The following is a 23,911-nucleotide window of genomic DNA, read 5'->3' as shown; positions in this document are numbered from 1 at the left end:
CGGCCTAGGGTGGGCCGCATGCGGATCGGGGTGCTGGGGGCGGTCACGGCCTGGGAGCCGCCGGGTGGCGCGGTCTCCGTCGGCGGGCCGCGGGTGCGGGCGCTGCTGGCCCTGCTCGCCGTGGACGCGGGGCGGTTCGTGGCCGCCGAGCGGCTGATCGACGGCATGTACGGCGAGGACCCGCCGGACGGCGCGGCCAACGCGCTGCAGTCGCAGGTCTCGCGGCTGCGGGGCGCGCTGAAGACCGTGGCGCCGGTCGAGTTCACCGCCGCCGGCTACCGGCTGGTGGTGGATCCCGAGGACGTCGACGTTCACCGGTTCGAGCGGCTGGCCGTCGACGGGCGGCGCGAGCTGGCCGCGGGTGACGCCACTCGCGCGAGTGACCTGCTCGGCGAAGCGCTCGCGCTGTGGCGCGGGCCCGCGTTCGCCGACGTCACCGAAGCGCCCTTCGCGGCGACGCAGGCGACGCGGCTCGAAGAGCTGCGCGCGGACGTCGCCGCCGACCGCGTGGACGCCGAGATCGCGCTCGGCCGGGCGGCGGGCGTGCTCGATGAGCTGCGCACCACCGTCGCCGAGCAGCCGTTGAGGGAGCGGCCGCGCGCACAGCTCGTGCGGGCCCTGCAGGCGGCGGGCCGGTCCGCGGAGGCGCTGGCCGCGTTCGAGGACGCCCGCCGGACGCTGGCCGACGAACTCGGCGCCGACCCCGGGCCCGAGCTGGCCGAGGCGCACCTGGCCGCCCTGCGGAGCGAGCCGGTGAAAACCGAGTCGGCGCTGCCCGCGCAGCTGACCAGCTTCGTCGGCCGCGACGGCGAGCTGCAGCAGGTCACCGAGCTGCTGCGGCACGCCCGGCTCGTCACGCTGCTGGGCCCCGGCGGCACCGGCAAGACGCGGCTGGCCGTGGAGGTCGCGGCGACCGGCGCGGTGCCGGTGACGTTCGTGGCGCTGGCGCCGCACGTCGCGGGTGACGTGGTCCAGGCCGTACTCAGCGCGCTCGGCCTGCGCGAAGGCGCGTCACCACTGCGTGGCACGGTCGGCCAGGACCCGGTGGACCGGCTGGTCGCGGCCCTGCGCGACCGCGCCCCGCTGCTGGTGCTCGACAACTGCGAGCACGTCGTCGACGCCGCCGCCCGGCTGCTCGCGCGCCTGCTGCCCGCGTGCCCGGGCCTGCGGGTGCTCACGACGAGCCGGGAGCCGCTCGGCATCACCGGTGAGCAGCTGGCGCCCGTGCCCCGGCTCGCCGTGCCGCCGCCGGGCACTCCGGCGGCGGAATCGCTCGGTTACCCGGCCGTGCGGCTGTTCGCGGACCGGGCCGCAGCGAGCGACCCAGCGTTCCGCGTTGACGACGGCACGATCGGCGACGTCCAGCACATCTGCGCCGCGCTCGACGGCCTCCCGCTGGCGCTGGAGCTGGCCGCCGCGCGGGTCCGGACGCTGCCCGTCGGCGAGATCGCCGCCCGCCTCGACGACCGGTTCCGCCTGCTCGCGCGCGGCAGCCGGACGGCGGAGGCACGGCACCGCTCGCTGCGCGGCGTCGTCGAGTGGAGCTGGGAGCTGCTGGACGACGACGAACGCCGCCTCGCGCGCCGGCTCACCGTGTTCCCCGGCGGCGCGACACTGGCCGCGGCCGAGGAGGTGTGCGGGGTGCCCGACGCCGTCGACCTGTTGCCGGGCCTGGCGGACAAGTCGCTGGTGGAGGCGTCCGGCAACCGGTACCGGATGCTGGAGACGATCCGCGCGTTCTGCGCCGAAAAGCTCACCGGCGCGGGCGAAACCGCGCAGCTGCACCGGGCCCACGCGCTCGTGTTCCTGCGGCTGGCCGAGGAGGCGGACCCGAAGCTGCGCACGGCCGAGCAGCTGGACTGGCTGGAGCGGCTCGACGCCGAGTACGACAACCTCGTCGCCGCCCTGCGCTGGGCGACCGAGGAGGACCTGCCCACGGCGTTCCGGCTCACGGCCGCGCTGGCGACGTACTGGTGGATGCGGGGGCGGCGCTACGAGGGCGCGATGCTGTCGCTGGAGATCGTGAAGCGCTGTGGGCCGGAGCCGCCGCGGGAGTACGCCGAGGAGTTCCTCTTGTGCGTGCTGAACGCCATGTCCGGCGGGCCCGGTCCGGACACGACCGCACCGTATCTGTCCCTTGTGGAGGATTACGCGGCGAATATGTCCTGGGCGCCAAGGCATCCGATGCTGAGCATGCTGATGGGCGTGGTGGTCGGCCCGCCCGCCGACGACTCGGAGCTGTACGTGCGCAGCCGGCTGATGGCGCACGGCGACCCGTGGAGCAACGCGCTGCTGCCGATGGGCCTCGGCCTGCGCTCGATGCTCATGGGCGACCTCGAGACGGCCGAGCGGAGCCTGCGCGAAGGCGAGGCGCGCTACCGCGAGCTGGGCGAGCGATGGGGACTTTCGATGACGCTCGACCACCTCTCGCAGATGCTCACCTGGAGCGGCCGGCACGACGAGGCACTGGTGGCCATGACCGAGTCGATGGGCCTGATGCAGCAGCTCGGCGCCGCCGACGACTACGCCGACCTGCTCTGCCGCCGCGCCGACAGCCGGTCGCTGCGCGGTGACGTCGCGGGCGCCCGCGCGGACTACGAGCTGACGATCTCGCTCGCGCGCCGTTCCGGCATGCCCGAGACGCGCGCGTCGGCGTACGTCGGGCTGGCCGGTCTCGCCCGCCGCACCGGCGACCTGGCGACGGCGCGCTCGCTGGCCGACCGCGCGCTGGCGGAGTGCACCAGCGGCTCGTACTCGGTGGCCGCGACCCGCGCGGCGGCGACGGTCGAGCTCGGCTGGATCGCCATGGCGGACGGCCACCCGGCCCAGGCCAGGGCCCTGATGCGTGACGCCGTGGCGGCGGCCAGCCAGTGGCGCGACAGCATGGTGCTGGCCGCGGCGCTGGAGGGCGTCGCCGGCGCGGTACTGCTGGAGGGCCGGCCCGAGGAGACCGCGTTGCTGCTGGGCGCGGCGGTTGCCGTGCGCGGCACGGAGATGGTCGGCCAGCCCGACGTCGCGCAGGTCACCGCCGCCGCACGGGCTCAGCTGGGCCCGGACTTCGCGGCGAAGTACGCGGCCGGGCGGGCGCTGACCGCGCAGATGGCCCTGGCCGCGGCCGGCATCGAACCGGCTCCGTGACGCGAATGCCGCTGTCGTAGGCGCCTCTGTTGTAAGCGCCGCTGTGCGTGAACCGTGCGCCGGCCGTCAGCGGGGCCCGCCAGTGTCGTGGCCATCACGACCTACGGAGGGGCCATGACCACACTCACCAGGGGACGGAAAGCCGGCATCATCGGCGTCTGCATCCTCACGCAGATCCTCATCGCCGTTGACATGACGGTGCTGCACCTGGCCATCCCGGCGCTGTCGGAGGCGCTGCACCCCAGCACGACGCAGGCGCTGTGGATCGCCGACGGCTACGGGTTCGCGCTGGCCGGGCTGCTGATCACGATGGGCAACGTCGGGGACCGGATCGGGCGCAAGCGGTTGCTGCTGGGCGGCGCGGCGGTGTTCGGGCTCGTCTCGGTGGCCACCGCGTACGCGCCGAACGCCGAAATGCTCATCGCGTTGCGCGTGCTGCTCGGCATGAGCGCGGCGACGCTGATGCCGTCCACGCTCTCGATCCTGCGCAACACCTTCACCGGCAAGGAGCGCACCGCCGCGATCGGCGTGTCCAGCGGGCTGACGATCCTCGGCTTCGGGCTCGGGCCGCTGGTCGGCGGCGCGCTGCTGGACCACTTCTGGTGGGGCTCGGTGTTCCTGGTCAACGTGCCCGTGGTCATCGTGCTGATCGTCGCGGGGCTGGCCGTGCTGCCGGAGTCGCGCAACCCGCGGCCGGGGCGGATCGACCCGCTCAGCGTCGGGCTGTCGCTCGTCGGGATCCTCGGCGTCGTCTACACGATCAAGGAAATCGCGTACAAGGGCCTGGACCACTGGGACGTCTACGCCGCCGCTGTCGTCGGCATCGGCTGTCTGCTGGCGTTCCTGCTGCGGCAGCCGCGGCTGCGCGAGCCGCTGATGGACCTCAAGCTGTTCGGCAACCGCGCGTTCTCCGCGACGATCGGGACCACCATGCTGGCGATGTTCGCGCAGCTGGCCGTTTCGGTGATGATCACGCAGTACTTCCAGCTCGTCCTCGGCTGGCCCCCGTTGAAGTCCGGGCTCGCGGGGCTGCCCGGCATGGGCGGCGCGATGGTCGGCGGAGTGCTCGGCGGGGTGCTGATCAAGGTGCTCGGCCGCGCCGGCACGGTCACGCTCGGCTGTGCCGCCTCCGCGCTCGGCTTCGCGCTGTACAGCCAGGTGGACGCCGGCACCGGATATCCGTACCTGGTCGTGACGATGGCGGTCTTCGGGGTCGGGCTCGCGCTGGTGCTGACCGTCGCCACGGACACGGTGCTGGGGGTGGTGTCCAAGGAGCGGGCCGGCGCGGCGTCGGCGATTTCCGAGACGGCCACGGAACTCGGTGGCGCGCTGGGGATCGCGGTGCTGGGGAGTGTGCTGGGCTCGCTGTACCGGCAGGACCTGGTGCTGCCGGGCGGGCTTTCTTCGACGGCGGCGGACTCGGCCAGGGAGACGCTGGGCGGGGCGGTGCAGATCGCGGCTCAGGTGCCCGGTGGAGATGCGCTGCTGCAGAGCGCGCGGGAGGCGTTTCTCGGCGGGATGCAGGTGACGATGCTGGGGGCGGCCGCGTTGATGGTCGTGGTGGCGGGCGTGGCCTGGGTGACGTTGCGAGGGGTGCCGAAGGTGCTCGAAGACCCCGACGTCGCCGTTGAAGAGCCGGCGCTGGTGTAGGGGTCAGCGGCGGGGCGCGGCCAGGGGGACCGCGTGCCGGTCGCCGGCGCGGACCATGGCGCGTAACGGTTTTGTCGCCAAGGCCAGGAAACGGGCGGCGGCGGGGCGGCGGTTACGGCGGGCGATGTCGGGGCCGAAGGCGGACATGAGGGTGACCAGGCCGGGGAGCGGGCGGACGTAGAGGGTGGCTTCGGTGATCCGGTCGTTTGCCAGGCGCAGGAGTGCGGCTTCCTCGACCGGCTCGTCGCCGATCTGGGCGGTGTAGATGACCACACGGGTCTCTTCGTCGCCCAGATCGGTGTGGAAGCGCACGTTTTTCAGGTGGCTGTAAGCGACTTCGATCAACGGGCGCAGTTCCGCGTGGCCGGTGAAGCGCACTCGGCCCGTCAGCGGGGAGTGCAGCACGGCGTCGGGGGCGAAGGTGGTCATGGCCAGGTCCACGTCGCCGGTTTCGGCGGCCTGGCGGTAGCGCTCGGTGACCTTCATACGTCCTCCCGGATCAGGTCTCGCAGGCCGCGCCAGAGGAGGTCGACGGTCAGGGCCACGACGTCCTCACGGGACACGTCGCGGTTCGACCACCACCAGCGCGCGATGGCGTTCAGTGCGCTCTTGCACGCTTCGGCCAGCACGGCGTCGGCGCGCTCGCGGGACAGGCGCGCGGTCAGGTCCAGGCGCGGGACCAGGCGGAACACCGTGGTGAGCTGCTCGGTCGCCCGCTGCTGGCCTTGGCGGTGCACCTCCGCGACGGCCGGGTCGGCCGGAGTCTCCGCGAAGACCATCCGCCAGCCCTGCTCGTGTGCCTCGATCCAGGCGAAGATCGCGGCGACGCGGGTGTGCAGCAGTTCCTCCGCGCCGGCGGCCGACGGCAGCTCCGCCCAGCCGGCCAGCAGGCTGTCCACTTCGGACTCCAGCAGGCTCGCGTAGAGGTCGGCCTTCGCCGGGAAATGGTCGTACAGCACCGGTGTGCTGATGCCGGCGGCGGCCGCGACCTCACGCATCCCCGCCGCCGCGTACCCCGTCGAGGCGAACACGCCGGCCGCCGCCGTGAGGATGCGCGCCCGGCGTTCTTCCCTGGTCAACCGCTTACCTGACATCGGTTAGGTACGCTACCAGATCAACCTGACAATCGTTAGGTTACGCGCCCGCGGACCCCGTCGCGTAGCCTTTCCGACCGTGCGGAACGTCGTGGTGATCGGTGGGGGAATCGTCGGCCTGGCCGTGGCCTGGGAGCTGTCGAAACGCGGGCAGGACGTCACGGTGCTCGAAAAGGAGAGCCGCTGGGCGGCGCACCAGACCGGGCACAACTCGAACGTCGTCCACGCCGGCCTGTACTACAAGCCCGGCTCGTTCAAGGCGCGCATGTCCGTGGCCGGCAACCGGTCCATTGTGGACTTCGCCCGGCAGTACGGCGTGCCCGTCGAGGTCTGCGGGAAGCTCGTGGTGGCCACCGAAGCCGCCGAGCTGCCGGCGTTGGCCACGCTTGCCGAACGCGCGGAGGCCAACGGCGTTCCGGCCAAGCAGGTGTCGCCCGCCGAAGCCCGTGAGTACGAGCCCGAGGTGGCGTGCGTCGGCGCGCTGCGCGTGGAGTCGACGGGAATCATCGACTACGCGGGCGTCTGCGCCGCGCTCGTCCGCCTGCTCGACGAGGCCGACGCCGACCTGCGGCTGAACACCCCCGCGCTCGGCATCCGCCCCGGCCGCCACGGCGGGGTCGAGGTCGCCACCGGCACCGAGGTGCTGCACGCCGACGCGCTGGTGAACTGCGCGGGCCTGCAGTCCGACCGCGTCGCCGAGCTGGCCGGCCTGACGCCCAGCGCCCGTATCGTGCCGTTCCGCGGCGAGTACTACGAGCTCAAGCCCGAGCGCCGGCACCTCGTGCGCGGCCTGATCTACCCGGTGCCGGACCCGACGCTGCCGTTCCTCGGCGTCCACCTCACGCGGATGCTCGACGGCAGCGTGCACGCGGGCCCGAACGCCGTCCTCGCCCTGCGGCGCGAGGGCTACCGCTGGGCCGACGTCTCCCCGAAGGACCTCGCCGACGTCGCCCGTTTCCCCGGCGCCTGGCGGCTCGCGAAGAAGTACGCGTACCCGACCGGGCTGGAGGAAGTGTTGCGCTCGTTCTCGAAGAAGCGCTTCGCCGCCAGCCTCGCGCGCCTCGTCCCCGCGGTCACCGAACACGACATCGTCCGCCACGGCTCGGGCGTGCGAGCCCAGGCCCTGCGCCCCGACGGCTCCCTCGTCGACGACTTCCTCATCGAGACCGCCCGGGACCAGGTGCACGTCCTCAACGCCCCGTCCCCGGCGGCGACGAGCGCGCTCGAAATCGCCCGGCACATCGCGGACCAGGTCTCGGCTTAGGCCTGCTACCTGCGCAAAAAGATCTTTCCAAGTTTTTTCCGGGAAACGGTGAACCGCCCGCGCACCCGGCCCCGTGTGATGGCCGAGGCGAGGAAGCACACGGGAGGTCCGGGGACATGAACCACAACGGCTCACACTTCGACGCGACGATGAAGCTTGTTCTGCCGCAGCAGAACCGGCAGTCGGTGAAGTCGTTGCCCGGACAGGACATGGGCCGTGTGGTGAAGCTGGTCCAGCGGGCCGGCGCGACGAAGCCGCTGCGGGTCGACGTCGCCGGCGGCGGGCCGGTCGGGCTGATCTTCGCGTGCACGCTGCGCTCGCTGATGGGCGAGCAGGCCAAGATCCGCGTCTTCGACCGGCGCTGGACCCGGCGCGGCAACCGCGTCGTCTGGCGCGGCCAGGAAGAGGGCAACAACCGCCGCGAGCAGGTCGTCACGCTGCAGAGCAACGTGTGGGGCCAGCTGCCGCAGCTGATGCGGCAGCGCCTGTTCACCGCCGGCAACTTCTCCGAGATGTGGCCGCTGGGCCCCGACTCCCCCGCGCACCGCGGCCGCCCGCGCAACATCAAGATCCGCTGGATCGAGGACTGCCTGCTGGAGATGGCGCAGGACGTCTACGGCATCGAGCTCGTCCCCGAGCCCTACGCCCAGCCCGGTTCCTGGAGCGACGTCGACGTGCTCGCCATCTGCGACGGCGCCCGCTCCAAGACCCGCGATGACCTCAAGGAGGCGTTCGGCTCGTCGAGCCGCGACCTCTACTCCGTGAACGGCGCGCCGCTGGACGAGACCGTGCTCGGCATCCGCGTGAAGGCGAAGCTGCCGGACGAGTTCACCGTGCCGCTGACGGTGTGCCAGAACCGCTTCCTGTTCAACTCGCTCGGCGGCGGCTTCATCAACATGCGCCTCACCGCCGAGGAGGCCTCCGAACTCGTGGCCTACGGCGAGAACGGCCCGGTCGAGTGCATCGGCAAGTTCGGCTGCACCATGCGCCCGGACGGCGACAAGTTCGTCTGCGACCGGCACAAGTCCGTGTTCAAGCCGTCGGTGGACACGCTCTCGTTCCTGTGGCCGCGGATCGCCGACGGCATCAAGTTCTTCGGTGTCGGGCTGGCGGACGTCGTGGGCATCACAACGTTCAAGCTGGGCATGACGCAGAACCCGAAGTTCACCGCGCAGCTCGCGCCCACCACGTTCGGCTTCCTGCTCGGCGACGCCGCCAACTCGCTGCACTTCTGGCCCGGCCGCGGCCTCAACACCGGGGTCAAGAGCGTGCAGTCGCTGGCCGCGAACCTCAAGGCCCGCTGGTCCGGCCGCTCGTTCCGCGCCGCGGACTTCGCCGCGCACGAGGGCCTGATGCAGCAGCTGCAGTACCGCGAGAAGTCGCGCGCCTGGACCACCATGCTGATGCCCGACGAGAACGGCGTGCCGCGCGGCATCGAGGACCGCGTCCGCGCCGGGCTGGCCGGCGGGCACGACCGCCAGGCCCTCACCGAGACGCTGTTCGCGCGGCTCAAGTCGATCAAGGACCGGCTGGCGGGCCGGATGGGGAACCTGCCCGACGACGGCTGGTACCGCGCCCGGATCAACGGGCTCGACACGAAGACCCTCGCCGTGCTGGTGGAGTCCGGTCCCTGGATCACCCGCGAGATCGGCGGCGAGGAGGTCGCGGTCGATGTCGACCTCCAGCGCCCGGCTCCGGCGCGGGTCCCGGTTTCGGCTCCCGTCCGGGTTTCGGCCCCGGCTTTGGCCCCGGCCCCGGCCCCGGCTCGTTCCGCGGTTCCGGCTCCGCAGCCCGTCCGGACCGCGCCGCCGAACATCCCGGCCGCGCGTTACGTGCCGCCGGCGCCGCGCCGGAGCGTCGCGCTCGCCGGCTGACGCGTCAGGCGGGCAGGTTCGCGGTGACCAGCGGAATGCCCGCCTTGACGGCGTCGCAGGACTTGCCGGGGTCGTCCAGGTAACCGCTGACGATCTGGATCGACGTGGTGTCCGTGAGGGCCAGCCCGGCGGCGCAGTTCACGCCGCCGGAGTCGTTGAAGTTGCCGAAGACCGACCACTTGCGGCCGCCGGCGTCGACCTGCTCGACGGGCGGCACGTCCATGCCGACCCACTTCGACACGGGGACGTCGGGGCCGAGCCAGACCTCGAACGCCTTCTGGCCGCGGTCCCCGTCGGTGTCCTTCCAGAGGCAGTAGGTGACGTTGGGGGTGGGGGTCTCGGAGGTGTCCTTCTGGCCCGTCGTCTCCATTTTCAGCTGCGCGGCCTGCTCGGGCTTGAGCAGGGTGCACGGGTCGAGCGTCGCGAGCGGCCCGCTCGGCGCGGCCGATGTGGACGGTGACGCCGGGCTGATCGGCGGGGCCGGCTGCCCGCCCGGCAGCCGCGCGGCGATCTGCGGGACCGCGAGCTTCGCCAGGTCGCAGGCCTTGTCCTCGTCCTTGAACGAGACGCTCACGAAGGCGAACGACTTCGCGCCGAGCGTGGTGTACAGGTCGCAGCTGCCGGGGATGAACGCGCCGTAACGCGTCCAGTCGAGCCCGCCCAGCTTGACCGGCGGGGCCTTGACGACGGCGCCCTGCAGGTAGTTGTCGAGGGTCTGGTCGACCGCCCAGCCGACGTTCAGGATCACCGATTCCGGGGCGTCGTCCTTGTTGTGCCACAGGCACATCGCGGGCGCGCGCTGCGCCTCGCTCGCGGGGACGCCGTGGCCGGGCGCCTGGTAGCCGAGCGCGTCGACCTGCTGCGGGTCCAGCAGCGTGCACGGGTCGACGACCCGCTTGACCGGCCCCTGCCCCGGCAACGGCGCGGCCGTGCCCCCGACCGTCACCGTGCACCCCGCGAGCAGCACGGCCGCGGCCGCCACCGTCAAACCCGCGCGGACTCCCCTGAACCCCATCGATGTTCCTCCCGTTCGGCCCGCACCCTACTGGGCCGAACGGCGGCGCACCGGCTCATCAGCGGAAACCACCGCTGTGGATCACGCCCCGTGACAGATGGCAGGGGGCGGCCCGGTTCCGCGGTGGTCTGGTGAGACGCAGGCATCCGGCCTGATCGGATTCGAGGAGAAGATTCCTTTGCGAACAGTTCTGTCCATGACCCTGGCCGCCATGGCGGTGGTCTCGGCGACGGCGGGTGTGGCGAGCGCCGCCACGCCGGACCCGGCGCCGGTGCGGTGGGGCGCGTGCCCCGCCGACGTCACCAAACCCGGCTTGATGTGCTCGACCATCGAGGTTCCGCTCGACTACCGCCATCCGGACGGGCAGCAGATCGACGTCGCGATCTCCCTCCTGGCGAGCAAAACCCCGGCGAAACGCCACGGCGTGCTGCTGGTCAACCAGGGCGGGCCGGGCGAAACCGGGCTGGAGTGGCCGGCCGACCTGCGCGACGGCCCGACCGGGGGCGCGAAACTGCCGCAGAGCGTGCTCGACTCCTACGACATCATCGGGTTCGACCCGCGCGGTGTCGGCCACAGCACGCCGGTGACCTGCGACCTGACCCAGGCGCAGCAGGTAAGAGGAAACATCCCGCCGTACGCACGCGACGCGGCGGACGTCGTCAAGCAGTCCGGGGACGCCAAGGCCATCGCCCAGCAGTGCGCGACCTCATCCTCGGCCTGGATGCTCCCGTACGTGACAACGGCGAACACCGCGCGCGACCTGGACCAGATCCGCGAAGCGCTGGGCGAGCCGAAGATCTCCTACGACGGCTACTCCTACGGCACCTACCTGGGCGCGGTGTACACCACGCTGTTCCCCCAGCGCAGCGACCGGATCATCCTCGACAGCAGCCTCGGCCCGGGCGGCATGGACTACGACGCCATGCGGCTGTGGGGCCCCGGTTTCCAGCAGCGGTTCCCGGACTTCGCCGAGTACGCCGCCGCGCAGCCCGGCCACCAGCTCGGCTCCACGCCGGCTCAGGTGACCGCGAAGTTCAACCAGCTGGCGGACCTGTACGACCGCCATCCGGTGCCCGGACTGGACGGGGCGGCCTTCCGCCTGGTCAGCTTCAGCCTGCTGTACAACAACAAGGCCTTCGGCCGCATGGTGAACTTCCTGGTGGGAGTTGATCCGACGCAGCCTCCGGCGCCGGAGCAGCCGAGTGACGCGCCGGCCGCGCCGGCCGTGGGCAACGACAACACCATTTCCAGCAACTTCTACGTGACCTGTGGTGACTCGAGCTGGCCGACGTCACTGCCCGAATACCAGCTCAACGTCGCCGTCGACCGAGCGCTCTACCCGATGTTCGGCGCGGTCGGGTCCAACGTCGGGCCGTGCGCCTACTGGCCGTCGAAGCCGGTCGAGCCGAAGGTGCGGATCACCGGCCACGGCCCGTCGAACGTCCTGATGATGCAGAACCTGCGCGATCCGGCCACGCCACTGGCCGGGGCCCTGAAGACCCGCGCGGCCTTCGGCAACCGGGCCCGCATGGTCACCGTCGACGCCGGCGGCCACGGCGTCTACCTGGTCGGGCCGGACAACACCTGCGCGAGCGACGCGGTGACCGGCTATCTCGTCAACGGGCAACTGCCGGCCCACGACCAGTTCTGCGCGGCTCAGCCCAAATAGCAATACCGGTGTAGTCGAGGACCAGTGGTCGGACATCGATCTCGTAGTCGCCGACACTCTCGGCGTGATGTCGCGCGAGGGAGTTCGCTATCGGGTCTTCCTGCTCGACTCGTCACTCCAGCTCGAGCACTCGGGCCGTCTGCCGGGCAAAACTGAAGAAGGGGCCCGCTCAGGCCAAAGCGCGCTCCGTGCGCACAAAGCCGAGCAGGCCCCTTCCCCCGGCCGAAGCCGAAGCTCAAGTCCAACGAGCTAGCGCTTCTTCACCGGCTCCAGCACCTCACGCCCGCCGACGAACGGGCGCAGCGCCTCCGGCACCAGCACGGAACCGTCCTGCTGCTGGTGGTTCTCCATGATCGCCACGATCCAGCGGGTGGTCGCGAGGGTGCCGTTCAGCGTGGCCGCGATCTGGGGCTTGCCGTTCTCGCCGCGGTAGCGGACGGAGAGGCGGCGGGCCTGGAAGGTGGTGCAGTTCGAGGTCGACGTCAGCTCGCGGTAGGTCTCCTGCGTCGGGACCCAGGCCTCGCAGTCGAACTTGCGGTGGGCGGACGTGCCGAGGTCGCCGGTGGCCGTGTCGATGACCCGGTACGGGACGTCGATCTTGGCCAGCATCTGCTCCTCCCAGCCGAGCAGCCGGGCGTGCTCGGCCTCCGCGTCCTCCGGCTTGGTGTAGACGAACATCTCCACCTTGTCGAACTGGTGCACGCGGATGATGCCGCGGGTGTCCTTGCCGTACGAGCCGGCCTCGCGCCGGTAGCAGGACGACCAGCCGGCGTAGCGGCGCGCGCCGTCGCCGAGGTCGAGGATCTCGTCGGCGTGGAAGCCCGCGAGCGGGACCTCCGAGGTGCCGACGAGGTACAGGTCGTCGTCGCGCAGGCGGTAGACCTCCGACGCGTGCGCGCCCAGGAAACCGGTGCCGGCCATGATCTCCGGGCGCACCAGCGAGGGCGTGATCATCGGCGTGAAGCCGTTTTCCAGCGCCTGCGCGATGGCCATGTTCAGCAGCCCGAGCTGCAGCTGCGCGCCGACGCCCGAGAGGAAGTAGAACCGCGAGCCCGACACCTTCGCGCCGCGCTCCATGTCGACGGCGCCGAGGCCCTCCATCAACTCGAGGTGGTCCAGCGGGGTGAAGTCGAACTTCCTCGGCTCGCCGACGGTCTTCAGCACGGTGAAGTCGTCCTCGCCGCCGATCGGCGCCTCCGGGTGCACCAGGTTCGGCACCGTCCGGAAGAGCTGGTCGAACTCCTCCGACGCCTCGTTCTGCTCGACCTCGGCGGCCTTCACCTGGGCCGATAGGTCCTTCGCGCGCGTGAGCAGCTCGGCCTTCTCTTCCGGCGGCGCCTTCGGCACGAGCTTGCTCACGGACTTCTGCTCGGCCCGCAGCTTGTCGGCGTTCGCGATCGCGGAGCGGCGCCGGGAGTCGAAGCCGAGCAGCTTGTCGACCACCCCTTCGTCCTCGCCACGGGCACGCTGCGACGCGCGCACGCCTTCCGGGTCTTCACGCAGAGTCCTGGGATCAATCACGGGCATGAGGGTAGTCGCAGGCCAGCTGCCCCTTCGACGCAGTTTCCCGTACACACTGTGCGGGCGCCTCCGCACAAGCCGACAGTCTGATCGTTGTCGCCCGTTTCCCCGGCTCCGCATACTCGCCAGAGGCCGCAACGGACGGAGAGAACGACATGACCGACGACCTGCTCGCGCGCCACCAGGCGGTACTGCCGTCGTGGATGTCGCTGCTCTACGAAGAGCCGCTCGAGATCGTGCACGCGCAGGACCGCCGGATGACCGATTCGAACGGCCGCACCTACCTCGACTTCTTCGCCGGCGTCCTGACCAACTCGATGGGCTACGACGTCGCGGAGATCGGCGACGCCGTGCGCAAGCAGCTCGACACCGGCGTGCTGCACACGTCCACGCTGTACCTGATCCGCTCGCAGGTGGAGCTGGCCGAGCGGATCGCGAAGCTCTCGGGCATCCCCGACGCCAAGGTGTTCTTCACCAGCTCCGGCAGCGAGGCCAACGACACCGCGCTGATGCTCGCCACGCAGTTCCGCCGCAGCAACCAGGTGCTGGCGATGCGCAACTCCTACCACGGCCGCTCGTTCGGCACCGTCGCGATCACCGGCAACCGCGGCTGGTCGGCGTCGGCGCTGAGCCCGGTGAAGGTGAACTACGTGCACGGCGGCTACCGCTACCGCAGCCCGTTCAAGGACCTCTCCGACTCCGCCTACATCGACGCGTGCGTGGCCGATCTCGTTGATGTGCTGCAGATCGCCACGGCCGGCGACGTCGCGTGCCTGATCGCCGAGCCGATCCAGGGCGTCGGCGGGTTCAGCCTGCCGCCGGACGGGCTGTTCAAGGCCATGAAGGAGGTGCTGGACTCGTACGGCATCCTCTTCATCTCGGACGAGGTCCAGACCGGCTGGGGCCGCACCGGCGAGCACTTCTGGGGCATCCAGGCGCACGACGTGGTGCCGGACATGATGACGTTCGCCAAGGGCCTCGGCAACGGGCTCGCGATCGGCGGCGTGGTGGCGCGCGGCGACGTGATGGACTGCTTCCAGGCCCAGTCGTTCTCGACGTTCGGCGGCAACCCGGTCTCGATGGCGGGCGCGACCGCCGTGCTGGACTACATCAGCGACCACGACCTGCAGGCCAACTGCGCCGCCCGCGGCGACCAGCTGCTGTCCGGCCTGCGCGCGACGGCGAACCCCATCGTCGGCGACGTCCGCGGCAAGGGCCTGATGATCGGCGTCGAACTGGTCGAGCCGGGCACCACCACGCCGAGCGTGCGCGCGGCGTCGCGAATGCTGGAGGAAACCCGCCAGCGCGGCCTGCTCATCGGCAAGGGCGGCCTGCACGGCAACGTCCTGCGCCTCGGCCCGCCGATGACCCTCACCGAAGCCGAGGCCCAGGAAGGCCTCGACATCCTGGTCGACTCGCTGGCCGCCACCCACGCCGCCCTGGCCTGACCCGAGTTGCCGTTAAGGCCTCCTTACCCGCGTCCGACGCGGGTAAGGAGGCCTTAACGGCATTCACCAGCGCCGACCACCGAGAACTGTCACCCCACCCCGGTAGCGTGGAAAACGGGGGCTGCTCAGCTCACCGCCGCACGAACCGAGCCACGTGCTCCGCCAGCTCCTCGCCCGCGTCCTCCTGCAAAAAGTGCCCAGCCCCAACGATCGTCGGATGCGACAGCCCCGCCGCCCCCGGCATGGCGCGCTGCAGAATCGGCGCCATCGCACCGGTGATCGGATCCGAGTCCGAAAACGCGCACAGGAACGGCACATCCAGCTCGGTCAGCTTCTGCCAAGCCGCGCGGTTGGCCTCCGACGCCGGGTCGTCCGGACGGGTCGGCACCAGCCCGGGCATCGCGCGCGGGCCGGCCTTGTACATCTCGTTCGGGAACGGCGCGTCGTAGGCGGCCTTCACCTCGTCCGTCAGCTTCGTGCGGGAGCCGGACTGGATGAACCGGCCGGTGTCGAAGACCTGCGCGTTCTCCACGGCCAGCCGGAACGAGTGCCACACCTCGGGCATGTCCGTGTCGCCCGTGGGCAGGCCGGTGTTGGCGGCGACGAACCCGGCGAACCGGTCCGGGTGCTCGGCCAGCAGCCGCAGGCCGATCAGCCCGCCCCAGTCCTGCCCGACGAGCGTGACGTCGTGCAGGTCCAGGGCCTCGAACGCGAACGCGCGCATCCAGCCGACGTGCCGCGCGTAGCTGTGGTCAACGATGTCACCGGGCTTGTCGGACCGGCCGAAGCCGACCAGGTCCGGCGCGATCGCGCGCAGCCCGGCGTCGGCCAGCACCGGCAGCATCTTCCGGTACAGGTACGACCAGCTCGGCTCGCCGTGCAGGAGGAGCACCGGCGGACCGTCGGCCGGCCCCGCCTCGACGTGGCCCACTCTGATCAGCCCGCCGTGCGGGTCGGCCAGCTCCGTGTACTGCGGCTCGTAGGGGAACTCGGGCAGGTCCGTGAACCGGTCTTCCGGTGTCCTGAGCAGTCGCACGTGTCCACGCTAGTGGGAACGGGACCGCCCGGCCACGCTCAGGAGATACCGACGGCGACCACGAGGCCGAGGCCGATGTGCGCGGCCGCCACCACGATGCTCGCGGGCGCGAACTTCTCGCTCTCGATGGTCGAGCCCACGTCGATCCGCGTCGCCCACTCCAGCAGCCGCACGGCGACCACCTGGACGACGATGCCGATCAGGCCGTAGACCAGCGAGGTGATCAGGCCCTCGGTGAGGTCGCTGGCGGAGTTGAAGATCGCCACCACCACGATGAACGCCATCGAGAGCAGCCCGGACGCGGTCACGATCACCGCGTTCGGCAGGCCGCGCGTGACCAGCTGCGACAGCTTGCCCGGCGTGGTCCAGTCGATCGCGTAGAAGCCGGCGAACATCAGCAGCAGGCCGACGACGCCGTACAGCAGGATCGCGCCGATCCCCCGCACGAGGTCGGAGCCGAACGTGTCGGACAGCGCAAGGGTCGCGGTCACAGGATCTCCCGAAGCGGTCGGAACGAAACGTGCAGATCAGGCAGGAAGCCCGCTCACGCAGGGTTCTATCACGACTCCGGGATGCGATGCGGGACAAATGCCGCACCGTCGTCCGTCACCAGCCCGCTCGTCTCGCGGATGCCCAGCCCGGCCGATTCGTCCCCGACGATCCACGCGCCCAGCGCCGGCCGGTAGCCGTCGAACTCCGGCAGCGGGTCGAACGCCTGGTAGACGTAGCCTTCGGCGCCGTAGACGCCGTCGGTCTGGGTCTCGTAGCCGGTGGCGACGATCTGCACGTTCGCGCCCTCACGGCCCAGCTTCGGCTTGCGCACGTACTCCGTGAGCAGGCCGGGGTCGTCGGTGAACGCGGGCAGCAGGTTCGGGTGCCCGGGGTAGTTCTCCCACAGGACCGCCAGCAGCGCCTTGTTCGACAGCAGCATCTTCCACAGCGGCTCGACCCACAGCGTCCGCGGCATCGTCTCCACGGCGAAGCGGCCGAACTCCTCGTCGACCACCCACTCCCACGGGTAGAGCTTCACGACCGTGGACATCTGCGCCTCCGCGAGGTCCACGAAGCGCTTGAGCACCGGGTCCCAGCCGATCTCCTCGATCGACAGCCCCACGGTGTCGAGCCCGGCCTCGGCGGCGGTCTCCTGCAGGTACGCGGTGGTGACGTGGTCCTCGCCGCTCGGGTCGGCCGAGGACCAGGTGAAGTGCAGCTCGTTCGACGGCAGCTTGTCGCCGATCACGCGCCAGCGGTCGACCAGCTTCTCGTGGATGGAGTTCCACTGGTCGTCGGCCGCGAACACGTCGGTCTTCCAGTGCCACTGCAGCACCGAAGCCTCGAGCAGCGTGGTGGGCGTGTCCGCGTTGTACTCCAGCAGCTTGGCCGGCGACTTGCCGTCGTAACGCAGGTCGAAGCGGCCGTAGACGTGCGGGTCCTGCCGCTTCCACGACTCGGCGATGTGCGGCCAGACCCACTCCGGGATGCCGAACCGCTGGTAGCCCTCGGTGGTCACGACGGTGTCCACGGCCTCCAGGCACATGGAGTGCAGCAGCTCGACGTCGGCCTCCAGCGAGAGGACCTCGTCCATGTCGAACACGTAGTGCACGGACTCGTCCCAGTACGGGCGCGCCTTGCCGGCCCCGTCCCTGGCCGGGGTGCCGTAGACCAGCCCCTGGTCCTCGACGGTCCGCTGCCAGTCCCGGCGCGGTTCGCTGCGATCCCGGTACACCTACGAGCCCCCGCTCTTGCCGGTGCCGCCCGTGCCACCCGTGCCGCCGGACGTACCGCTCTTGCCGCTGATGCCGAAGCCGCCGCGCTGCACGGACTTGCCCGACTTGGTCGAGACGTTGGTGTTGCCGGACGGCGCGCTGAACGAGCCGCCGGACACGTGCTGGCCGACGGTGCCGCTGCCGCCGTAGTTGTAGCGGTACTGGGAGAAGCCGCCGCCATAGATCGGGATGAACATGAACCCGCCGCTGACGTGGCCGCCGTGGCTGGTGACGTAGTTCTCGTCGCAGAGGTCGTCGTTCTGGACGACAACCCCGCTCGCGTCGGTGCAGACCGCGGTGGTCTCGCTCGGCTTCGCGACCGTGTAGAAGGTGGCCACGAGCCCGACCAGGCCGACGGTGACGCCGCTGCCGATCAGGATCTTGCGCTTGGTCGCCGCCTTGCGGCCGGCGGCGACGGCCGCGACCTGCGCTTCCTGTTCCTCGCGCTCCTGGTCGGCGATGGCCTGCCGACGGGCGCGTTGCTCGGCCAGCGACGGCTCACGCGGCTGCGTGCTCCCGTCCTGGAACCTCATCGAGCCGCGCTGAGCCGGCTCTTCGGGTGGCTGCTGCCCCACGTTGTCGTCCTGCGTCATCTGCGCTCCGTAATCCCCCGCACCGCGAAACCATGTCCAGACTATCGACCCGGGACGCGCACGGCTCGTGCGGCGCGGGCATCATGGGTACCGATGCCTCCCGACGCCCAGCGGTTCCGTCCGCCCCTGCAGACCTTGAGCACTCGTGTGGTCATGGCCGGGGTGTTCCTGGGCGCCATCATCGCGCTCGCCCTCAGTGTCACGTTCTCCTGGAGCGACGGGCTCGCCGGGGGGGCCGGCGGGGGCGAGGGCAAGCTCAACGCCGCGGCCGAAGAGGCCTTCCACGCGCCGCCTGGCAACTGCCTGACCTGGACCGCGTCCGACGCGTCGGACGCACACACGGTGCCCTGCGCCCAGCCGCACCTGTTCGAGGTGACGAGCTCGATCGACATCGGCGCGCAGTTCAACGCCGAAGCGCCGTTCCCGAGCCTCGACCAGTGGCAGCAGATCGCGCAGGAGAAGTGCAACGCCGACGTCCGCCCGTACCTCGGCCACGGGCTCGACCCGTACGGCAAGCTCACCACGAACCTGTTGCGCCCGACCTCCGACCAGTGGGGCGAGGGCGACCGTCAGCTGCGCTGCGGCCTGCAGTGGACGGGCCCTGGCGGCGGCCTGCAGCCGACCACCGGGGCGGCCAAGGACCAGGACCAGTCGCTGGTCTGGGCGCCGGGCACCTGCCTGGCGCTGGCCGGCAAGGGCATCGGCGACCCGATCGACTGCAGCCGCCCGCACTCGTACGAGATCATCGCGACGCTGGACCTGGCCTCGAAGTTCAAGGACGGCTACCCGAGCCAGAAGGACCAGACCGCCTGGCTCGACACCGCGTGCGCCGACGCCGCGAAGGACTACACCGGCGGCGCCGACCTCAGCCAGAAGAAGCTGATCCTCGGCTGGGACCTGCGTGAGCAGGAGAGCTGGGACGCCGGTTCCACGAAGGTGAACTGCAAGGCCGCGGCCACCCTGGCCGACAACAGCGGCTTCCAGGCGGTGACCGGCAGCGTCAAGGACGCTTCGAAGGCGCCGGCCTCGTCGGGCTCGCCGTCGGCGCCGCCCAGCCCCACCGGGAACGGATAGCCGGTGCCCGTCGAGATGACCCGGGCCCGCTTCGAGGAGCTGGTCTCGGAGGCGCTGGACCAGGTGCCCGCCCAGTTCGCCGAGGCGATGGACAACGTGGTCGTGCTGGTCGAGGAGTACAACGACGAAGCGCCGGACATCCTCGGGCTGTACCACGGCATCGCGCTGACCGAGCGGACCTCCGACTACGGCGGCGTCCTCCCGGACCGCATCTCCATCTACCGCCGCCCGATACTGGGCATGTGCGACTCGGAGCCCGAGGTCGTCGAAGAGGTCCTCATCACCGTGATGCACGAGCTGGGCCACCACTTCGGCATCGACGACCAGCGCCTCCACGACCTCGGCTGGGGCTGAGGAACCCTCACTACGGAACGCGGGATTTCCGCTTTCCGCCGGCTCGTGGCCGTCCGGGCACAGATTTATCACCAATCGTGACTAGTCGATCACTGAACGGTGAAATACGGCTTACAATCTCACTAGCAGTCATGACCTGACTCCAGTGAGGTACCGCCATGGGCCGAGCGCGCGCTGATATCAGGCTGAGGTGGCTGCTGTCGTCGAGCGCGGTGTCCAACCTCGGGGACGGCGTCGGCAAGGTCGCGTTCCCCCTGCTCGCCACCACGCTGACCCACGACCCGGTGCTGATCGCCGGGCTGTCGGCCGTGCAGTTCCTGCCGTGGCTGCTGTTCGCCGTGGTCGCGGGGGCGCTGGTGGACCGGGTCGACCGGCGGCGGGCGATGGTGATCGCGAACGTCGCGCGCGCGGCGATCGGCGGCTCGGTCGCGGTGCTCGTCGCGGCGGGCACGGTCAGCATCTGGCTCGTCTACGTCGCCGCCCTGCTCATCGGGACGGCCGAGACGGTCGCCGACAGCGCGGCGAACGCGCTCATCCCCGCCGTCGTCGGCGACGGCGACCTGGAGGGCGCCAACAGCAAGCTCCAGGCGTGCGAGATCGTCGGCCAGACGTTCCTCGGGGGGCCGGTCGGCAGCACCGCCTTCGCGCTCTTCGCCACCTTCCCGTTCCTGCTCAACTCGGCCGGCTTCGCGATCGCCGCCGCCGTGCTGCTCGGCCTCGGCGGGACCTACCGGCCGAGGCAGGCCGAGCCGACGCGCTTCCGCAGCGACCTCGCGGACGGCATCCGCTGGCTACGGGGGAGCCCGCTGATGCTGCGGCTGCTCGCGGTCGCCGGGCTGCTCAGCCTGCTCAGCGAACTGGCACAGGCGCAGCTCGTCCTGTACGCGCTCGATGACCTCCGGCTGTCCGACGCGACCTTCGGGCTGTTCGCCTTCGTGGGCGGCATCGGCGGGCTGGGCGGGGCCGCCTTCGCCCCGAGACTGGTCCGCCGCTCCAGCCGGCGGGCGGTGCTGGTCGGCGGGGTGCTGTGCTGCGCCGCCGGCTTCGGCGGGATGGGCCTGACGCGGCAGCCGGTGGCTGCCGCGTTGCTGTTCGGGCTGTTCGCGGCCGCGATGGTGGCGGTGAACGTCGTGCTCGCGACGGCGCGCCACACGCTGGTCCCCGGTGAGCTGCTGGGCCGCGTGCTCGGGGTGTGGCGGACGGTCGTCTGGGGCGTGATCCCGGTCGGCGCCCTGCTCGGCGGCCTGCTCACGGAGGCGCTCGGCTCGGCGGGCCGGACCTTCACCGCGTCCGGCGTCGCGCTGCTGGCCGTCACGGTCTTCGCGGCGGCTTCGCTGCGCCGGTTCCCGATCGATGACGAAACGGCCTCATCGCGGCCGGTAATAGCGCTCGACCAGTGAATTCGACCGGCTTTGGTGCTGGAATAGCACATCACCCGGCCGGCGGAGGTACGCGATGACCACACTCGACACCCCACCGCTGCCGAACGACGACAGACCGGCCGAAGACCTCGAGCGGGAAGCCTCCCGGACGCGTCGGCCGCTGGTGCTGGCCGCCGTCGCCGGCTTCATCCTCGGCTGCTGCGTGCTCGGCCTGCTCTGGGCCCTGTCCGGCCAGCGCGGCGGCGCGAACGACGACGCGCTGGCGGCCTGCCAGAGCCTGCACCGGGCGGGCCGGCTGCCCGACACGACCGGCGGTTACGACGCCGCCGCCTTCACCCGCGTCTCCGACGACTCCGTCCACCGGGTCACGGCCGCCTTCGAACTCGCGCAGGCGGCCGCCGACTCCGACGGCCGGTACCAGCCGCTGGCGCAGAGCCTCGGCACCGTGAACCGGATGGTGCTGACCAGCCGGTTCGACAGCGTCGCCGGGCAGGCCGCCATCGTCACCGTGCAGCAGCTCTGCGCGCGCGGCTGAGCCTCAGGCGCGGTGGACCGTCTTCACGCTGAGCTGGTCGCCGGGCAGTTTGGCGGCGGCGCAGCCCGTGCCGGGGTCGGCCAGGAACTTCGACGCGGTCTCCTGCGGCAGGTACACGCGCAGGCCCTTGACCGGGGTCGGCTTGCACGTCGCCGGATCGAAGTTCTGCACGTTGACGAACTGGATGTCGGCGGCCGCGGACTGGCCAGGGTTCAGCTTGATCGCCTCGCCCTTCTCACCGGCGCGGAACGCCGGCGGGCCGATCTGCTGCCCGTTTTCGCCGCCGACGTAGGAGATGCCGGGGAAACCCTGGATGGTGCACGGCTTGCCGCTGGTGTTCTTGATGTCCAGCGGCCGGTAGCTGGAACCGGCGCCCGCGTCGCCCTGGCCGAGCGAAAGCGAGACGTCGCCGGCCTTGCACAGGCCGTTGTCCGGGGCCGGGCCCGGATTCGGCGCCGGCGTGCCGGACGAGCTGCCCGGAGTGGACGGGCTCGAACTGGCCGTGGTGGCGGGCGAAGCGCTCGACGACGGCTCGGAGCTGGTCGTGTTGCTGGACGCGGTTGTCGTGCCGCCACCACAAGCGGAGAGCAGTAGTGCGGCGGACGCGCCTGCCGCGGAAAGGAAAACCAGGGAAATCCGTGGTTTCTTGATGCTTGCCATTTCACTCGCCTCCCTGTGCTGGGTGACCACTGTTCAGTGGACGTGTGGCCACGGCGCCGGGTTGCGCCGGGACCGTGAATTCGTCACATGACGGAAGCCGGTCAGGGCGGGATTTTCTGACTGAGCGTGGCAGCACACGGCGAATTTACAACAGGCGGTGGCGGCCCACCCGTTCAATGACTCGTGAGTGGGAATGACGGTTAGAACCGTCATCGCCACTCACGAGCCCTTACAGCGGCGTGTCGACCCAGCTCAGGCAGCGCCAGCCACCGTCCGGCTCGGCGAGCAGCTCGACGAAGGCGGTGTTCGGGATCAGCGCGCTGTTCGCGAGGTCGGCCGGCACGTTCGACGCGAGCCACTCCGAGCCCAGCCGGATCGCCCCGCCGTGGCTGACCAGGACGACGATGGCGTCCGGGTCGCCGTCTTCGTGCTTCGCGCGCAGCTCGCCGGCCGCGTGGAGCATGCGGTTGCGGACCTCCGCGCCCGACTCGCCGCCGGGGATCCGCGCGTCCAGGTCACCGAGCGTCCAGCGGCGGACGGTCTTCATGTACAGCTCGATCGACTCGCGGTCGGTGTGGTCCTCGAGGTCACCGGCGGCGACCTCCTTGACGCCCTCGATCACCTGCACTTCCAGGCCCAGCACCTCGGCCAGCGGCGCGGCCGTCTGCTGCGCGCGCGTGGCCTGCGACGCGTACACGGCCACGATCGGCTCGCCGCCCAGCCGTTCGGCGAGCACCCGCGCCTGCTCCTGCCCCAGCTCGGTGAGCGGCGGACCGGGCAACGCCGTGTCCAGCGCGCCCCGCGTGTTCCCGGACGTCTGACCATGACGGACCAGCAGCAGCCTCACGCGCCCTCTCCCTTCACCACAGCGTCGGCCCAGGCCTGCGCGTCGACGAAATCCTGGTTGCCGGCACCCGGCTCGATGGTCGCCACAACCTCGTCGGCACGCGGGTGCGAACCGAGGAACCGCACGTGGCAGCGACGGCGCAGGGCGGCCATCGCGTCGACGATCCGAGGCTCGGCGACGTGGCCCTCGAAGTCGATGAAGAAGCGGTACTCGCCGAAGTTGTTACGCGTCGGGCGCGCGTCGAGGCGGGTGAGGTTGATGCTGCGGCCGGCCAGCTCCGCGAGCAGCTCGGCCAGCGTGCCGGTGCGGTTCACGGCCGCCGCGACGATCGACGTCCGGTCCGCGCCGGTCGGGGCGGGCAGCTCGCCGGGCCGGCGGACCATGAGGAAACGCGTCTGCGCGTCCTGGACGTCCGCGACGCCCGTGGCCAGCACCTCCAGCGGGTAGTGCTCGGCGGCGACGGGCGCGCAGACGGCCGCGTCGAAGTCGCCGTTCACCACGCCGACGGCCGCGCCCGCCGTGGAGGACGACGCCACCGCAGTCGCGCCCGGCAGGTTCGCCTCCAGCCAGTCGCGCACCTGCGCGAGCGCGTGCGGGTGGCTGGCGACGGTCTTGACCTCGCCGCCGCCCGGCCGGGTCAGCACGCTGAAGTGGATGGGCAGGATCGTCTCGGCCACCGCGACCAGCGGCTCGCCGTCGCTGAGCCCGTCGAGCGTCGTCGGCACGACGCCCTCGACGGAGTTCTCGATCGGCACGCAGGCCGCGTCGGCGGCGCCTTCGCGCACGGCCGCGAGCGCGAGCCGGACCGTCTCGTAGGGGGCCAGGTCCTCACCGGGCGCGAGCGCCCGAGCGGCCTGTTCCGTGAATGTGCCCTGGGGGCCGAAGTACGCGATCCGCAACACCCCGTCAGGCTACTTACCCCGCACGTGGCGACTTTCACTCGGACAGCCGGTACGCCAACCGGTTACGCCGGGTGGCGTTTTTTGCCATG

General features: G+C 71.2%; 21 protein-coding genes. 10 read left to right on the top strand and 11 right to left on the bottom strand.

Features of this window, described 5'->3' with window-relative positions:
• The first annotated feature begins 18 nt into the window (after nt 1–18).
• Together OG943_RS37730 and OG943_RS37725 are read left to right on the top strand one after the other, a co-directional pair.
• Nucleotides 19–3,138, top strand: coding sequence for an ATP-binding protein (locus OG943_RS37730; protein WP_328605692.1), 3,120 nt, complete (start codon nt 19–21; stop codon nt 3,136–3,138).
• A gap of 114 nt (nt 3,139–3,252) precedes the next feature.
• The gene (locus OG943_RS37725) at nt 3,253–4,788 is read left to right on the top strand and encodes an MFS transporter (RefSeq protein WP_328605691.1); all 1,536 of its coding nucleotides are present in this window, start codon (nt 3,253–3,255) and stop codon (nt 4,786–4,788) included.
• A gap of 3 nt (nt 4,789–4,791) precedes the next feature.
• On the opposite strand, the gene OG943_RS37720 is transcribed toward OG943_RS37725, so the two are convergent.
• Together OG943_RS37720 and OG943_RS37715 are read right to left on the bottom strand one after the other, a co-directional pair.
• Nucleotides 4,792–5,274, bottom strand: coding sequence for a nuclear transport factor 2 family protein (locus tag OG943_RS37720; protein ID WP_328605690.1), 483 nt, complete (start codon nt 5,272–5,274; stop codon nt 4,792–4,794).
• On the bottom strand, nt 5,271–5,867 hold the full coding sequence (locus OG943_RS37715) for a TetR/AcrR family transcriptional regulator (RefSeq protein WP_328605689.1): 597 nt from the start codon (nt 5,865–5,867) through the stop codon (nt 5,271–5,273). The genes OG943_RS37720 and OG943_RS37715 overlap by 4 nt, the downstream gene beginning before the upstream one ends.
• 94 nt (nt 5,868–5,961) lie before the next feature.
• On the opposite strand from OG943_RS37715, the gene lhgO reads away from it, so the two are divergent.
• Nucleotides 5,962–7,146: an L-2-hydroxyglutarate oxidase gene (lhgO, locus tag OG943_RS37710; RefSeq protein WP_328605688.1), complete on the top strand. Its 1,185-nt coding sequence runs from the start codon at nt 5,962–5,964 to the stop codon at nt 7,144–7,146.
• Between the two features lie 116 nt (nt 7,147–7,262).
• Nucleotides 7,263–9,020 carry a hypothetical protein gene (locus OG943_RS37705; protein WP_328605687.1) on the top strand — a complete coding sequence of 586 codons (1,758 nt, stop codon included), beginning with the start codon at nt 7,263–7,265 and terminating at the stop codon, nt 9,018–9,020.
• 4 nt (nt 9,021–9,024) lie between these two features.
• On the opposite strand, the gene OG943_RS37700 is transcribed toward OG943_RS37705, so the two are convergent.
• The gene (locus OG943_RS37700) at nt 9,025–10,035 is read right to left on the bottom strand and encodes a DUF3558 family protein (RefSeq protein ID WP_328605686.1); all 1,011 of its coding nucleotides are present in this window, start codon (nt 10,033–10,035) and stop codon (nt 9,025–9,027) included.
• Between the two features lie 196 nt (nt 10,036–10,231).
• Here OG943_RS37700 and OG943_RS37695 point away from each other — a divergent pair, with 196 nt between their 5' ends.
• The gene (locus tag OG943_RS37695; protein ID WP_328605685.1) at nt 10,232–11,704 is read left to right on the top strand and encodes an alpha/beta hydrolase; all 1,473 of its coding nucleotides are present in this window, start codon (nt 10,232–10,234) and stop codon (nt 11,702–11,704) included.
• 249 nt (nt 11,705–11,953) lie between these two features.
• On the opposite strand, the gene serS is transcribed toward OG943_RS37695, so the two are convergent.
• On the bottom strand, nt 11,954–13,225 hold the full coding sequence (gene serS / locus OG943_RS37690; protein WP_328605684.1) for a serine--tRNA ligase: 1,272 nt from the start codon (nt 13,223–13,225) through the stop codon (nt 11,954–11,956).
• Nucleotides 13,226–13,380: 155 nt separating this feature from the next.
• Here serS and OG943_RS37685 point away from each other — a divergent pair, with 155 nt between their 5' ends.
• Nucleotides 13,381–14,673, top strand: a complete 1,293-nt coding sequence (locus OG943_RS37685) for an aspartate aminotransferase family protein (protein WP_328605683.1) — start codon at nt 13,381–13,383, stop codon at nt 14,671–14,673.
• Between the two features lie 130 nt (nt 14,674–14,803).
• Here the strand turns inward: OG943_RS37685 and OG943_RS37680 are convergent, their stop codons facing one another.
• From OG943_RS37680 to OG943_RS37665, 4 genes are all read right to left on the bottom strand, one after another.
• Nucleotides 14,804–15,709, bottom strand: coding sequence for a haloalkane dehalogenase (locus tag OG943_RS37680; RefSeq protein WP_328605682.1), 906 nt, complete (start codon nt 15,707–15,709; stop codon nt 14,804–14,806).
• Nucleotides 15,710–15,747: 38 nt separating this feature from the next.
• Nucleotides 15,748–16,200: a DUF350 domain-containing protein gene (locus OG943_RS37675; RefSeq protein ID WP_328605681.1), complete on the bottom strand. Its 453-nt coding sequence runs from the start codon at nt 16,198–16,200 to the stop codon at nt 15,748–15,750.
• A 68-nt stretch (nt 16,201–16,268) separates the two neighbouring features.
• The gene (locus OG943_RS37670) at nt 16,269–17,435 is read right to left on the bottom strand and encodes a glutathionylspermidine synthase family protein (protein ID WP_328605680.1); all 1,167 of its coding nucleotides are present in this window, start codon (nt 17,433–17,435) and stop codon (nt 16,269–16,271) included.
• Nucleotides 17,436–18,068 (bottom strand): hypothetical protein, encoded by a 633-nt coding sequence (locus OG943_RS37665; RefSeq protein ID WP_328605679.1) that lies wholly within the window; start codon nt 18,066–18,068, stop codon nt 17,436–17,438.
• Between the two features lie 93 nt (nt 18,069–18,161).
• On the opposite strand from OG943_RS37665, the gene OG943_RS37660 reads away from it, so the two are divergent.
• From OG943_RS37660 to OG943_RS37645, 4 genes are all read left to right on the top strand, one after another.
• Nucleotides 18,162–19,142: a septum formation family protein gene (locus OG943_RS37660; RefSeq protein ID WP_328605678.1), complete on the top strand. Its 981-nt coding sequence runs from the start codon at nt 18,162–18,164 to the stop codon at nt 19,140–19,142.
• 3 nt (nt 19,143–19,145) lie between these two features.
• Nucleotides 19,146–19,496, top strand: coding sequence for a metallopeptidase family protein (locus tag OG943_RS37655; RefSeq protein ID WP_328605677.1), 351 nt, complete (start codon nt 19,146–19,148; stop codon nt 19,494–19,496).
• 158 nt (nt 19,497–19,654) lie between these two features.
• Complete coding sequence (locus OG943_RS37650; protein WP_328605676.1) at nt 19,655–20,896, top strand: MFS transporter; 1,242 nt, start codon at nt 19,655–19,657, stop codon at nt 20,894–20,896.
• Nucleotides 20,897–20,951: 55 nt separating this feature from the next.
• On the top strand, nt 20,952–21,413 hold the full coding sequence (locus OG943_RS37645) for a hypothetical protein (protein ID WP_328605675.1): 462 nt from the start codon (nt 20,952–20,954) through the stop codon (nt 21,411–21,413).
• 3 nt (nt 21,414–21,416) lie between these two features.
• Here the strand turns inward: OG943_RS37645 and OG943_RS37640 are convergent, their stop codons facing one another.
• The 3 genes from OG943_RS37640 to pheA form a co-directional block, all read right to left on the bottom strand.
• The gene (locus tag OG943_RS37640; protein ID WP_328605674.1) at nt 21,417–22,073 is read right to left on the bottom strand and encodes a DUF4232 domain-containing protein; all 657 of its coding nucleotides are present in this window, start codon (nt 22,071–22,073) and stop codon (nt 21,417–21,419) included.
• Between the two features lie 229 nt (nt 22,074–22,302).
• Nucleotides 22,303–22,920, bottom strand: a complete 618-nt coding sequence (locus tag OG943_RS37635) for a histidine phosphatase family protein (protein ID WP_328605673.1) — start codon at nt 22,918–22,920, stop codon at nt 22,303–22,305.
• Entirely contained in the window at nt 22,917–23,822 is a 906-nt protein-coding gene (pheA, locus tag OG943_RS37630; RefSeq protein WP_328605672.1) for a prephenate dehydratase, read from the bottom strand. The genes OG943_RS37635 and pheA overlap by 4 nt, the downstream gene beginning before the upstream one ends.
• Nucleotides 23,823–23,911: the final 89 nt, after the last annotated feature.

It is taken from the genome of Amycolatopsis sp. NBC_00345 (genome assembly GCF_036116635.1).
Taxonomy (GTDB): domain Bacteria; phylum Actinomycetota; class Actinomycetes; order Mycobacteriales; family Pseudonocardiaceae; genus Amycolatopsis.
The sequence above is the reverse complement of the archived record's forward strand: the minus strand, read 5'-3'. Positions and strand labels throughout refer to the sequence as shown.

Coding starts and splice junctions, on each gene's coding strand:
- OG943_RS37730 (WP_328605692.1), top strand. CDS start 19: ATGCGGATCGGGGTGCTGGGGGCGGTCACGGCCTGGGAGCCGCCGGGT.
- OG943_RS37725 (WP_328605691.1), top strand. CDS start 3,253: ATGACCACACTCACCAGGGGACGGAAAGCCGGCATCATCGGCGTCTGC.
- OG943_RS37720 (WP_328605690.1), bottom strand. CDS start 5,274: ATGAAGGTCACCGAGCGCTACCGCCAGGCCGCCGAAACCGGCGACGTG.
- OG943_RS37705 (WP_328605687.1), top strand. CDS start 7,263: ATGAACCACAACGGCTCACACTTCGACGCGACGATGAAGCTTGTTCTG.
- OG943_RS37700 (WP_328605686.1), bottom strand. CDS start 10,035: ATGGGGTTCAGGGGAGTCCGCGCGGGTTTGACGGTGGCGGCCGCGGCC.
- OG943_RS37695 (WP_328605685.1), top strand. CDS start 10,232: ATGACCCTGGCCGCCATGGCGGTGGTCTCGGCGACGGCGGGTGTGGCG.
- OG943_RS37685 (WP_328605683.1), top strand. CDS start 13,381: ATGACCGACGACCTGCTCGCGCGCCACCAGGCGGTACTGCCGTCGTGG.
- OG943_RS37665 (WP_328605679.1), bottom strand. CDS start 18,068: ATGACGCAGGACGACAACGTGGGGCAGCAGCCACCCGAAGAGCCGGCT.
- OG943_RS37660 (WP_328605678.1), top strand. CDS start 18,162: ATGCCTCCCGACGCCCAGCGGTTCCGTCCGCCCCTGCAGACCTTGAGC.
- OG943_RS37650 (WP_328605676.1), top strand. CDS start 19,655: ATGGGCCGAGCGCGCGCTGATATCAGGCTGAGGTGGCTGCTGTCGTCG.
- OG943_RS37645 (WP_328605675.1), top strand. CDS start 20,952: ATGACCACACTCGACACCCCACCGCTGCCGAACGACGACAGACCGGCC.
- OG943_RS37640 (WP_328605674.1), bottom strand. CDS start 22,073: ATGGCAAGCATCAAGAAACCACGGATTTCCCTGGTTTTCCTTTCCGCG.